Source organism: Streptomyces sp. NPDC014006, assembly GCF_043088925.1.
GTDB lineage: Bacteria > Actinomycetota > Actinomycetes > Streptomycetales > Streptomycetaceae > Streptomyces.
Genome location: NZ_JBICAJ010000017.1, coordinates 105858 through 118282, shown reverse-complemented (window position 1 = coordinate 118282; position 12425 = coordinate 105858). Strand labels below are relative to the sequence as shown.

Below are 12425 nucleotides of genomic sequence, written 5' to 3'. Positions count from 1 at the left end.
GTCGAGCGCGTCGACACCGCCGCCCGCGATCAATGCGGCCATGGCGCCCCGCCGAATCCTGGGGGGCTCTGCCGGGTCGCGGCGCAGCGCACGCAACCGCGGCCGGAAGACGTCGTCGAGCCGGCGGGCGTAATCAGCTGCCTTGTGCGGGACTACACGACCACGAGCGTAGGTCTCCACCAGTGCCCTCAGCCCGGCCTCCGAGTCGACTCGCAGCCGGACAAGCCCCTGGAAGCCGTTGCCTGACTTGCCGTAATCCGGATCGGCCGCCAGGGCCGCGTACTGGTCGGCGCAGCGCTCATCGAATACACCGAGGAGACGGCCCGCCTGCCAGTCCGCGACCTCTCCGCGCCGCCAGGCCGCCAGGCCGGCATCGAAGGCCAGAGGGCCAATGCTGCGCAAGGCCCGCATGACCGGCCGGAGTTCCGTTGTCTGGCGCGCAGTCGCGGCACTGCGCAGAAGCTCCGGCACGAGGGTGTCAGCCTCTTGCACCACCCGGGCAACGGCGGACTCCACACGCTCGGCGTCGTCGCTGTCAAGATCTTCGAGAAGGGATTCGATCTTCATACCGCAGGACAGTAACCGCGTCTCGAAGAACGCGCGCCACGGGGCCCTGGGCCGGGGCAGTACACGCCGCCCTCGGTTTGCCCGGAGCGGCCGGCGTGCCGCGCTGCACCGCTGCGGGCCGGGGTCCTGACCGCGACGCGGTTGCCCTGGAGGTCCGCAAAGCCCTACAGGAAAAGCACGAACCACTCGTCAACGGCCCGGTCAACGCAGCGCTCGTCGGCGCGGCGTTTGTAGCGAACTGGTTCAGGGTGTGGAGCTCCGGCGCAAGGCACAGAGCACCGCCGCAACCGGGTTCCTTGATCGCTAACATGTGACACTTCCGACCACCAACCCACGAAGAAACGGGGAGACACATGGCTGTGAAGCGGATCGTCCAGGCCGTGGCCATTCTGGCCACCGCGACGGGAGTTGTCCTGGGGACCCAGTCGGCCGCACTGGCCGCGGACAAGACCGGCAGCATCACGGGCGGTCAGTTCGCCTATATCGACGGCGGCAACATCCTGACGGTGACCGACACCAAGCGGGACGACGCCTGGGCCGAAGTCATCGTCTTCAACAAGCGGTGGCCGGGCGGCGCGCTGGAGTGCAGGGCCTCGGGCGCCGGCAAGACCAAGCGCTGCACGCTCGCGGGCACCGACACCCGGGAGAACGAGAAGATCACTCTGTGGCTGCGGGTGATGAACACCAAGGGCAAGTACAGCGCCAAGAAGTACACCACCACCGCCTGACGGCCCAGCGGCCGGCACCGAACGACGCCCGAGGCGCCCCGGTGGCGTTGGAGTGGTACTGCGTCATGACCGCCCTGGCGGCGAGGCCGTAGCTGAAGACCTGGGGCGCATCGGCAGCGCCGGCAGATGATCGGCACGCGCACGCAGGGCCTGCGACAGGCCCTGCACTGACCCGGGACCGCCTACGTCGATCCCGGCCTCCAGCGCGGTCAGGCCGCCGGCGACGCTGCCGGTGGTGCGGCGGCGGCCGGCGGGCGCACCTGCGCCCGGCGCACCGCCGCCTCTTTCTGCCAGTCGCCTCGGGCGGAGGCCCGACCAGTCGTCGTTCTGGACGGCGAACGCCGCCTCGGCTTCGGTGACGGCGTCGCGGACGTTCCGGGACGCCAGACGCCGCACGCTCGCTGCCGGACCGCCCGTCATCGAGACGATCTCCCCGCTTTCCGGAATCAAGCACTTGGCCCGCTGCTTCTCGAGGCAGGCCGTGGTCCTGGCAACGCATCAGGACGCCGTGGGGCCACCGGACGGGTTTCGCGAAGGGGAGACGCGGCGGGCCGCGACCGTGTCGTGGTCGTGAGGGCCTCGGGAGCTACTACGGGGGACACGCCACCCCGGACGGCGGTGGGGACCGACCCTGCCACCGTTCGCGGTGAGGTGGTCGCCCCGCTCGGCACCCGCCCCGGCATCGCAGCAGCCGGACGGGCCCCGCAGGCCCCCGGCTGGGCGGGCAGCCCCTACAGTTTCAGGCTGAACCAGATGGTTTTCCCCTGGTCCGTCGGCCGAACGCCCCAGTCGTCGGCGAGAGTGCGAACCAGCAGGAGACCGCGCCCGGACTCCTCGTCCTGTGCGGCGAGGCGTGGCTGGGGCAGGTGGGGGCTGTGGTCGCTGACTTCCACGGTGAGGCCGGTGTCAGTGCGGCATACGTGGACACCGAGGGGGCCGTGGGCGTGCTGCACGGCGTTGGTGAGGATTTCGGACAGCAGCAGGAGCGCGTCGTCGGCCATGTCCGCGAAGCCCCAGGCGCGCAGTGCCCTGGCGAGGAAGCCACGGCCCGAGGGCACGGACTCGGGCGTGGCGGACAGATGTGTGGTGGCTGTGGCCAGCGGGGCGGCAGGCAGCTGGGTCAGGAGCAGCGTGACGTCGTCGTGGCCGTCCGCGTCAGGCAGCAGAGTCGACAGGACATGGTCGGCAGTGGCCTCCAGATCCGGCGCGGTGGGCGGGAGTTCGTCCAGGGTGGCAATGAGCTGGGTGAGTTTGTCCTCGATGTCTGCCCCGGGGGTCTCTACGAGGCCGTCGGTATAGAGCACGAGCGTGGCGCCGGGCTCGATGGTGCTGCTGCACTGCTCGTAGATCACCCCACCGACACCGAGCGGGGCGTTCACCGGTGCCGGCAACGTCCGGGTGCGGGCATCGGGGACGGCGACGAGAACCGGCAGATGGCCGGCGGAACACACGGTCACCTCGCCCGCATCCGCAGCGATCACCAAGTAGCAGCAGGTGACCAGCTGGTCAGGAACGTCGAGATCGGCGACGACGGTGTCCATCGCCTGCATCAACTGGCGCGGCTGAAGCCCCGTCTTGGCCAACGCGTGAGCGGCCGAGCGGAGCTGGCCCATGACAGCGGCGGCCTCCAGTCCGCGGCCCATCACGTCGCCGATCAGCACGCCCACTCGTCCGGCGCCGAGCGGTATCAGGTCGAACCAGTCACCACCGACGCCGGCTCCCTGAGTCGCCGGCTGGTACCGGCTGGCGGTGGCCAGGCCCGGAATCGCGGGCGGCGTGCCCATCAGCGAGCGCTGCAGGGTGAGGGCGATGTGGCGCTGCTGCTCGTACAGCTCCGTCAGTTCCGCCTCTGCGCGTTTGCGGTCACTGATGTCCCGGACGATCGCGCACGCCCCGACGACCGTGCCGTCGGCTGCCCGGGTCGGCCACAGCGTGACGTCAACGTCCAGCAGTGCGCCGGCGCGGGTCAGCCGCAAGGTCTCGAAGTGCTCGACCTTCTCGCCCTGGCGCAGCCTCTTCAGCAATGCGTTGATCTCGTGCTTGCCGGCCGGTGGTGCCAGCATGGATACGTGCTGCCCCAGGACCTCGTCCGCCGTGAACCCGTACATCCGCTGGGACGCGGCGTTCCAGTACGTGATGCGGCCGTCCAGTGTCATGGCGAGAATCGCGTCCTGCGAGGACTCGACCAGCGCGGCGAGCTCGTTGATGCGCTGCTCGGCGGCTTTGCGTTCGCTGACGTCGCGCACGGCGGCGGAGACGAGGAGGCCATCGGTCGTTTCCAGGGGGCTGAGGCTGATCTCGACGGGGAACTCGGTACCGTCCTTGCGCAGGCCGTACAGGTCGAGTCCCGCGCCCATCGGGCGCACCTGCTGATTGTGGGCATAACCGTTGCGATGTGCGGTGTGGTGACCACGGAAGCGGCCCGGGACCAGGAGCTCGACGGGGTGGCCCAGAAGTTCTTCACGGCCGTAGCCGAACAAAGCTTCCGTCTGAGCGTTGACGAGACGGATGATGCCGGTGTCATCGACGATGACCATGGCGTCCGGAGCCGCCTCCAGCAGCCCCCGAAACCTCTCCTCAGCGGCCTTGCGTTCGCTGACGTCGCGCACGGCGGCGGAGACGAGGAGGCCATCGGTCGTTTCCAGGGGGCTGAGGCTGATCTCGACGGGGAACTCGGTACCGTCCTTGCGCAGGCCGTACAGGTCGAGTCCCGCGCCCATCGGGCGCACCTGCTGATTGTGGGCATAACCGTTGCGATGTGCGGTGTGGTGACCACGGAAGCGGCCCGGGACCAGGAGCTCGACGGGGTGGCCCAGAAGTTCTTCACGGCCGTAGCCGAACAAAGCTTCCGTCTGAGCGTTGACGAGACGGATGATGCCGGTGTCATCGACGATGACCATGGCGTCCGGAGCCGCCTCCAGCAGCCCCCGAAACCTCTCCTCAGCGGCACCCGGGACGCCGCCGGACACCCGGGCGCCGCACGCGCACGTGTCAGGCGCCACCGTGCCGGCGGAAGCGGATGCGGCTGTTTCGATCAGGCTGTTCATTGTCGTCCTCGCCCCCGAACACGTCTTCAGACAGGTCATTGCACCGCGAAACTGGCGGTTGCACCGTGACAAGTCGTGTAGTGACCTGAGCTGTCCGAGCCTGCCCGCGGATGTGACCGCAATGACTGGTCCTCCGCGGCGTCCGGTCACTCGGTCAGCGCGGCACTGCCGCCCGCCGTGAGCTCTTCGGATGAATGCCAGTGAGTGCGGGGCCATCGCAAACACATCCGATTGCGGAACTCGCCGGCCTGCGTACCCCATTGCTTGAACCGCACTGTCACCCCCGGAGGACTCTGTGGGCCTGCCGCCCGCGCTACCGCGACTGCGGCGGCGGGCCCGATGGCCGCGCCGCTATCGGCTCCGAGATGCCGCGCTGCAGCTGGTGGAAGCGGACGCTATGGTCCTCGGTTGCGGTGTGGAGGCTGGCTGGTGCGGTGGCGAGCTCGAAAGTGATCACGTCTGTCCGGATCACCCGCGCCATCACCGTGCTCCGTCCCGCGCCCCCGGCTCAGTGGCCGGGTGTGCCTGCCTCTTCGCCTCCGCGCTCGCGCCGCCGCCAGACTCGCGCGTGCCCAGGCCGCACGTCAGCTACCCGATTGGCCCCCGTCGGCGGTCGCGTGGCGGGGGTGCCTTTCCGCGCGAGCAGGTCCCGGCTTCACACGGACCTGCGCTGAAGGCGTGGCGGGGCGCCCCTGCATGCGCGCTCCTTCTTGGAACCGGCCGCCGTCGACCCTTTTACAGCGGCACGTGCGGAGCGGATGATCTTGATGGTCTGGTCGAGGTCGTCGACGGCCCGCCGCACCCGCTCCGAGGCCTCCGCGTGCTGGATGAAGCGGCCGGTGCTCTGCAACGTCATGCCCGTCGCGAAGAGCCGGTGGATGGCCAGGTCGTGCAGGGTGACCCGTTGGCGCGGGAGGACGACGGTCCGGTCGGTCGGTGAGGATGGGGCCGGTCGGCCCTGTTGTCACCGACCGCGCGAGCAGACCATGGCCTGGTGCTCAAGAACGGTGATTTCCACGCACTCGACAGACAGACGTGTCTGCGCCTGCTTGCCGACGTACCGGTCGGCCGGATCGTGTACACGAAGCAGGCGCTCCCGGCCGTGCTCCCGGTCAACTTCTGCCTCGACACGGACTTTTCCGTGGTGTTGCTGACCTCGGGCGGTTCGGACCTGGTACGCGCGGTCGACGGCGCCGTGGTCGCCTTCGAGGCGGACGCGTTCGACACGATCGCCCGCTCCGGCTGGGGTGTGGTCGTGACCGGTCGGGCCACCCTCGTGACGGACGCCGCCGAGCACGCGCGTCTCGCGCGGTGCGGCCTCGACTCATGGATGCCGTCGGGCAGGGACGGGAAGTTCGTTCGGATCGAGTCGGACGTGGTCACCGGCCGCCGCCTGGGAGGAGCGTGACGCACGAGGCTCCTCCCCTCGGCAGCCGGTGGTGCGTTCAGCGGCCGTCGGTGCGCAGACGGCCCTGGGCCTCCTTGGCCTGAGTGGCGATCACGGCCGCCTGGATCCGGCGTTCCACCCCGAGCTTGGCGAGCAGACGCGAGATGTGGTTCTTCACCGTCTTCTCCGCCAGGTACAGCCGCTGGCCGATCTGCCGGTTGGTGAGCCCCTCGCCGATGAGGGCCAGGATCTCCCGCTCCCGGTCGGTCAGTCCGGGCAGCGCATCCGGCTCTGCCTCCTGTTGCTGCCCGCCCCGCAGCCTGGCCATGAGCTTGGTGGTCGCGCTCGCGTCCAGCAGTGACTGGCCACGGGCGACCGTCCGCACAGCCGAAACCAGGTCCGACCCCTGGATCTGCTTGAGGACGTACCCGGACGCGCCGGCCATGATCGAGTCGAGCAGCGCCTCCTCGTCGTCGAACGACGTCAGCATCAGACACGCCAGGTCCGGCATGTTCGACCGCAGCTCCCGGCACACGGTCACGCCGTCGCCGTCCGGCAGCCGGACGTCGAGGACCGCGACGTCGGGACGCAGGGCGGGGACACGCACCAGGGCCTGCTCGGCGGTGGCCGCCTCGCCGACCACCGTGATGTCCGGCTCGTCGTTCAGCAGGTCGTGCACTCCCCTTCGTACCACCTCGTGGTCATCGAGGAGGAAGACCCGGATCGGGTCGTCACTGCCTGCCTGCTCGCGGTCCGCCATCGGTTGCTCCTTGTCCCCTGTCCGGATCGACTTGACGATCCTTACCCTCCCTGGGACCGAAGACCAGGGCCGATCGGCCCTGATTGCTCACGGCGCGAGATCCACTCCGTAGAGGGTTCCCCCTCCCACCAGCTCACACCCGGTGACCAGCTCGGCATCGATACGGACGAACACCTCGTCGACCGACGGCCCCCAGGACCGCGGGCCGGTCCGGATGAGCCGCTCCCGCTCGGCGGGATCACGCACGACGCTCGCCCCTTTGATGACGACGACGCTCCACCCCGCGGAACTCGTCGTGCGAGGTCGGCGGTCACGGGGTTGGCGATCTCGTAACCGTTCCAGGTGCATGATCGGCAGGGCAGCTCCGCCCTCGACGGGTCGAGAAACTTGGGTAGATCTCGGTGTACGAGTCCTCCGGCCCGGCGTTGGCGAGTGCGGCGGGTCCGCCGTGCCCCGGCCCTCCAGAGGGGCCAGGGCATCCAGGCCACGGTCGTTGATGACGCGGTTGAGGTGAGTGTGGACCAGGTTCAGGCCGGGCAAGGTGCCCCAGTAGCTGGGGTTTGACGTGCTCGGGGCGCAGGGGTTCGGTCAGCAGGGGGTTGGCCATGAGGGGACCTGACCGACGGCCAGGTGGTTCGCCGCGCGCCAGTGGGCGTCCGGCGACCTCAGCTCCTCGCCCTCCAGTCCGGCTGGCGCCTGCTGGGTGTAGGCGGACATCGGATTCCTCTCCATGCCGGGGCGGCTGGGTCCGTCTCCCGGCAACGAGCGGAACGGCCGGGCGCACACGGCGTACCTGCCGTGTGCCGTCGGCTTGGACCATGTCCGCCGGCGCCTTCTGACGCGGCACGACCGTGTCACGCGGGCTTGCCACGGCCGACCGTTCCTGGCGACAGGCCCGGGCGGCCCCGTGGTCGAAGGTTGCGAAAGCCGAGGGCCGGGCCGACGCGGAGTGCTCTTCCGCGTGCCGTGGCAGTCGGCTCCGGGGTCAGGGTCAGTGGTGGGGGACGACGGCCACCGGGCAGCCGACGTGATGGATGACTGCGTGGGTGGTGGGGCCGGTGCGTGCGAGCGCCGGCCGGCCGGTGATCCGGCGGCCCACGACGAGCAGGCCGGAGCCGGAGGCGGCCCGCTTCAGCGCCGTGGTGGCCTTTCCCCGTACGACCGTCTCCAGAACCTCGACGCCGGGGTACTTGTCCCGCCAGACCTGGAGCACGGCGGACGTGAAACCCCGCCACTCGTCCGCCCGGCAGGGGTCGTCCACCAGGGCGATGTCACCGGGACCCAGGCCGAGCACGGACGGTGGCTGCCAGGCGTGCACCACGCGCAGCCGGGTCCGGCGCAGCGCCGCGGCCTCGAAGGCGAACCGAATCACCTCGTCGCACGCTTCCTTGACGTCGAGCCCGAGCACCACGTCGCGGCGGTCGGTGCGGGGGCGGGCGCTGCCGTCGTCCGCCGGACGGCACTCGCCATCGGCAGGGTCCGCCGCCCTGACCAGGACGACGGGGACCGTGGCCCGTGCGACCACGCCCAAGGCGACCGAGCCCACCAGGAGTCCGGCGAGACCGGTCAGGCCGCGCGAGCCCAGAACCAGCAGGTCCGCCCTTTCGGCGGCTTTCAGCAAGGCGGTGGTGGCCGGGCCTTCCACCTGTTCCTCGGTCGGGCGCAATTCGGGAACCGCGTCGCGGATCCGGTCCTCGGCCTGGCGCAGCGCCCGCATCGCGAGGTGCCGCTGGGCGGCGTTCGCGGGTTCGCCGTCGTGCGGGCGCGGGTGCCAGTCCCAGACGTGGATCAGGTGCAGGGGCCGGTTGCGAAGCGCCGCCTCGCGGGCCGCCCATTCCGCGGCGGCGAGGCTTTCGGCTGATCCATCGACTCCGGCGATGACGGGTGCGGGCATGGTGCCCTCCTGAGCGGGGATTGGCTTCGTGAGCCGGGGTCTGTGCGGCCGCCGCCCGGAGGGCCGCGCGGTCCGCGGGTCCGTTGGGCCGTGCGTACGACGGCCGCGGTGCCGCGGCGTGGGCGGGCGGACCGTCGCACGGCCGACCGCTCCTTCGGGGGGCGGTCCGGCGGTGGTGTGTGCCGCTCACGCCTCGATCGCGGGAACGAAGCGGGAGCAGAACGCGCGGTGACGGCGCGAAAACGGGCGTGCCATCCGGTCCTTCGCGCCGTCCTCCGGGTGGCCGTGGCCGCCCGGACGGTCTGGTTGTCGTCGGTGCCGCGGAGTGAGGGCGGATCCCCGGCGCGACGGTGGCCGGGATCTACGTCTGACTCAGTGGTGCGCGATGACGGCGACGGGCGCGGTGGAGTGGTGCAGGACCGCGTGCGTGACGGGACCGATGTGAGCGCCGATGGAGCTGCGCCGGATGCGCCGGCCGACGACGACGAGCGAGGCCTCGTGGGAGGCGTCGATCAGGACGACCGAGGGGCTCCCCGAACGGGACTGCGTCACTACCTCCACGCCGGGGTGTTTCTGCTGCCAGGGCTTCAGCGCCTCGTCCAGGGCGGCGGCGGCGCTCTGCGCGACCATCTCGGTGACCTGCGGATCGGGCGCCATGCCGTAGGGGTAGTAGTAGGGCTCGTTCCAGCCGTGCAGAACGCACAGTGGCACGCCGCGGGCTGCGGCGGCCTCGAAGGCGAACTCGATCAGCGCCGCGTCCGGGTTGCTGGTGTCCAGTCCGAGCACGACGGGGCGGCGCCCCGTGGTCGCGGCGTGGCCGCCGGCGGTCTGCCCGCCGGGACGGACCAGCACGACGGGCCGCTCGGTGGACGCGACGACCGCGAGGCCGACGGAGCCGACCAGGAAGCCGCCGACCCCACTGAGGCCGCGTGAGCCGAGGACCAGCAGTTCGGCGTCCTGGGCGGCTCGTACGAGGGCCTCGGCGGGCACTCCGTTGAGCTGTTCGGTGGTCACCTCGATGCCGGGGTGAGCCAGCCGCAGTTCCTCGGCGGACTCGCGGGGGATCCTCTCGGTCCAGTGCTGATGGGTTTCGGCGCCGAGAAGCGGGGCCTGTGCGATGGGTTCGGGTACCGGTTGCCACACATGGACGAGCCGGACGGGCAGTCCACGCGACTCGGCCTCTTCGGCCGCCCACTCGGCGGCGGCTCGGCTCTCGGGGGAACCGTCGAGGCCGACGGTGATGGTGCGGGGCATGATCTCCACCTCCTGAATCGGGGACTCCCGATTCCGTCGTTGTGTTCGGATGCGTTGCGGTGCGGGGTCAGCGCAACCACGCCTGGTCGCGCACGATCGGCAACCGGGCCCAGAGTCGGCCCAGGCCCCACGTGGTGCCCGCGCCCGCCGCCGCGACGGCGATCAGGACGATGGCGTAAATGACGTGGTAGTCGGCGAACGGATTGGTCGACATGCTCGGTGCTCCGTTGGCCAGGTGTGTGGCCGGCGGCCACTCGGCCGTCCACATCAGCGCGAGCATCGCGGTGCCGGCGACCGCGGCCGGTCGCAGCGCCACACCCGTCATGACGGCGACGCCGATGCCCAGCAGGCCGAGCATGAACAGCCAGTCGGCCCAGGCGGCACCGGCCCAGGCGTGGAACGTGGACCGCATGGGCCCGGCGGCGACCGAGCTGAGGAAGCCCTTCGTCGGTGAACCGCCGTCGACCCAGCCCTTGCCGGACGCCGTGGCGTAACCCAGGCCGAATGTCTTGTCGAGGAACGCCCACAGAAAGACGAACCCGGTCAGGATGCGCAGTGATGCGAGGGCGCGGGCCTGCGCGGTGTGCAGGGCGACGCCCGTCGACGCAGCGAGCGCGGATCCGGTCCGGTTCCTGCGGAACGACAGGTTGAAGCCCTGGTTGCGGTGGGAGTGGTCGTGGACGGCCATGGACGTGGTCCCTTCTGGCATGTTCAGGTCGTGTTTTCCTGACACCCCTACTCTCTGGCCGCACGCCGCGCTGCGCCGGATGCCGAATGGCTCCGGCGATGGGGCCCAAGGTCCTTGTCGCAGCGGGCCTTTCAGCGCCGTGTGCGGGGCCGTGCGCGTCGTTCAGCCGCCTGTGAGATCCGGGCGGACAAGGGTGCCCGAACGGCCGTGGACGATCTCGTACGCCGCGTCCAACGCCCCGATAGCAGCCAGTCCCCCGGTGCGTTCCACGAAACGGGCGGCGGCTTCGGTCTTCGGCCCCATCGAACCGTCCGGGAAGCGGCCGTGGCGCAGGTCGGCAGGTGTGGCGTCGGGCACGGGCCGCTGGTCCGGCGATCCGTAGTGCTCGTACACACAGGGCACGTCGGTGAGGATGAGGAGGAAGTCCGCCTTGAGGTCCTCGGCGAGCAGGGCGGCGGTGAGATCCTTGTCGACGACGGCCTCGACGCCGCTCAGGGCGCCGCAGTCGCGGTCGGTGGTGACGGGGATCCCTCCCCCGCCGGCGCAGATCACGAGGGCGCCGAGGGCGAGCAGGTCGTGGATGGTGTCGGTCTCCAGGATCCGTTCGGGCGACGGGGAGGGTACGACGCGGCGCCAGCCCGTGCCGTCCTGGGCGATGCACCAGCCGCGCTCGCGGGCCAACTCCCGCGCCCTGCCCCGGGAGTAGACCTGCCCCACGAACTTGGTGGGCCGGTCGAAGGCGGGGTCGTCGGTCCGCACGAGGGTGTGGGTGACCAGGGCGGCGATGCGGCGGCCGGGCAGGGCGTCGTGCAGGGTGCGGGCCAGCAGGGAGCCGATCATGCCCTGGGTCTGGGCACCGAGGAGGTCGAGCGGGTAGGGCGCGCTGAGGGCGGGGTCGGTCTCGCTCTCCACAGCGAGCAGTCCGATCTGCGGGCCGTTGCCGTGGGTGACGACCAGCTCGTGTTCGTGGGCGAGGGCGGCAAGTGCGGTCGCCACGCGGTCGATGTTGCTCCGCTGGACGGCTGCGTCGGGGCGTTCGCCGCGGTGGAGCAGGGCGTTGCCGCCGAGGGCGACGACGATGCGCATGGCTTCAGTCCTCCAGGGTGGCGACGAGCAGGGCTTTGATGGTGTGCAGCCTGTTCTCCGCCTGGTCGAACACGATCGAGGCCGGCGAGGAGAAGACGTCGTCGGTGATCTCGAGTCCGGTCAGGCCGTAGGTGGCGAGCAGGTCCCGGCCGAGTGCGGTGTCTTCGTCGTGCAGGGAAGGCAGACAGTGCATGACCTTCACGTCGGGGTTCCCGGTGGCTGCCAGTGTCTTGCCGTTGAGCTGGTAGGGCAGGAGCTGGTCGATCCGCTCTCGCCAGGTGAAGGCGGGCTCTCCCATGGAGACCCAGACGTCGGTGTGCAGGAAGTCGGCGCCGCGCACGGCGCTCTCGACGTCCTCGGTGAGGCGGATGCGGGCACCGGTCCGCGCAGAGAGGGTGCGGCAAGTGGCGACCAGCGCACCGTCCGGCCACAGCGCCCGTGGTGCGGCGATGCGTACGTCCATCCCGAGCAGGGCCCCCATGGAGAGCAGGGAGTTTCCCATGTTGTTGCGGGCGTCACCGAGGTAGCAGTAGCTGATGTCGGTGAGCGGCTTCGTGCTGTGCTCGCGCATGGTGAGCATGTCGCACAGGCTCTGGGTGGGGTGGCAGGTGTCGGTCAGCCCGTTGTAGACGGGGACGCCGGAGCACGCGGCGAGGTCGGTGACGGTCGACTGGGCGGAGCCCCGGTACTCGATGCCGTCGAACATGCGGCCGAGGACGCGGGCGGTGTCGGCGACGGACTCCTTGTGGCCGACATGGGTGTCGCCGGGGCCGAGGTAGGTGGTGGCGGCGCCCTGGTCGGCGGCGGCGACCTCGAAGGCGCAGCGGGTGCGGGTGGAGGTCTTCTCGAAGAGCAGGGCGATGTGCCGGCCGGTCAGCCGGGGCCGTTCGGTGCCGGCGCGGCGGGCCGCCTTGAGGTCCGCGGCGAGATCGAGCAGGTGGTGTATCTCTTCCGGGGTGAAGTCGAGTTCGCTCAGGTAGGAGCGGCCTCGCAGGTCGACGGTCATGATGGTGT

General features: G+C 70.6%; 10 protein-coding genes and 4 pseudogenes. 2 read left to right on the top strand and 12 right to left on the bottom strand.

Annotation, left to right across the window (positions count from 1 at the left end):
• Window positions 1–567: pseudogene (locus tag ACF1GV_RS38080) on the bottom strand (hypothetical protein); the annotation flags it as partial.
• 353 nt (window positions 568–920) lie between these two features.
• Between ACF1GV_RS38080 and ACF1GV_RS38075 the strand changes: the two are divergent.
• On the top strand, window positions 921–1295 hold the full coding sequence (locus ACF1GV_RS38075; RefSeq protein WP_391690706.1) for a hypothetical protein: 375 nt from the start codon (window positions 921–923) through the stop codon (window positions 1293–1295).
• A 63-nt stretch (window positions 1296–1358) separates the two neighbouring features.
• On the opposite strand, the gene ACF1GV_RS38070 is transcribed toward ACF1GV_RS38075, so the two are convergent.
• From ACF1GV_RS38070 to ACF1GV_RS38060, 3 genes and pseudogenes are all read right to left on the bottom strand, one after another.
• A complete protein-coding gene (locus tag ACF1GV_RS38070) occupies window positions 1359–1745 on the bottom strand; it encodes a hypothetical protein (protein ID WP_391690703.1) in 387 nt (128 codons plus the stop codon).
• Window positions 1746–2026: 281 nt separating this feature from the next.
• Window positions 2027–4492 carry a PAS domain S-box protein gene (locus ACF1GV_RS38065; RefSeq protein WP_391690700.1) on the bottom strand — a complete coding sequence of 822 codons (2466 nt, stop codon included), beginning with the start codon at window positions 4490–4492 and terminating at the stop codon, window positions 2027–2029.
• Between the two features lie 565 nt (window positions 4493–5057).
• A pseudogene (locus tag ACF1GV_RS38060) lies at window positions 5058–5237 on the bottom strand (histidine kinase); the annotation flags it as partial.
• Between the two features lie 99 nt (window positions 5238–5336).
• Here ACF1GV_RS38060 and ACF1GV_RS38055 point away from each other — a divergent pair.
• Window positions 5337–5750, top strand: coding sequence for a pyridoxamine 5'-phosphate oxidase family protein (locus ACF1GV_RS38055; protein ID WP_391690697.1), 414 nt, complete (start codon window positions 5337–5339; stop codon window positions 5748–5750).
• Between the two features lie 37 nt (window positions 5751–5787).
• Here ACF1GV_RS38055 and ACF1GV_RS38050 read toward each other — a convergent pair whose 3' ends face one another.
• From ACF1GV_RS38050 to argF, 8 genes and pseudogenes are all read right to left on the bottom strand, one after another.
• Window positions 5788–6489 carry a response regulator gene (locus ACF1GV_RS38050; protein ID WP_391690694.1) on the bottom strand — a complete coding sequence of 234 codons (702 nt, stop codon included), beginning with the start codon at window positions 6487–6489 and terminating at the stop codon, window positions 5788–5790.
• 87 nt (window positions 6490–6576) lie between these two features.
• Window positions 6577–6777, bottom strand: a pseudogene (locus tag ACF1GV_RS38045) (pyridoxamine 5'-phosphate oxidase family protein); the annotation flags it as partial.
• A 91-nt stretch (window positions 6778–6868) separates the two neighbouring features.
• Window positions 6869–7206 (bottom strand): annotated as a pseudogene (locus ACF1GV_RS38040) (phosphoketolase); the annotation flags it as partial.
• A gap of 274 nt (window positions 7207–7480) precedes the next feature.
• Window positions 7481–8383 (bottom strand): universal stress protein, encoded by a 903-nt coding sequence (locus ACF1GV_RS38035; protein WP_391690692.1) that lies wholly within the window; start codon window positions 8381–8383, stop codon window positions 7481–7483.
• Window positions 8384–8755: 372 nt separating this feature from the next.
• Window positions 8756–9637: a universal stress protein gene (locus ACF1GV_RS38030; protein ID WP_391690689.1), complete on the bottom strand. Its 882-nt coding sequence runs from the start codon at window positions 9635–9637 to the stop codon at window positions 8756–8758.
• A gap of 67 nt (window positions 9638–9704) precedes the next feature.
• Window positions 9705–10325, bottom strand: coding sequence for a hypothetical protein (locus ACF1GV_RS38025; protein ID WP_391690734.1), 621 nt, complete (start codon window positions 10323–10325; stop codon window positions 9705–9707).
• A 162-nt stretch (window positions 10326–10487) separates the two neighbouring features.
• Entirely contained in the window at window positions 10488–11411 is a 924-nt protein-coding gene (locus tag ACF1GV_RS38020; RefSeq protein WP_391690686.1) for a carbamate kinase, read from the bottom strand.
• Window positions 11412–11415: 4 nt separating this feature from the next.
• A complete protein-coding gene (argF, locus tag ACF1GV_RS38015; protein WP_391690683.1) occupies window positions 11416–12417 on the bottom strand; it encodes an ornithine carbamoyltransferase in 1002 nt (333 codons plus the stop codon).
• Window positions 12418–12425 lie beyond the last annotated feature (8 nt).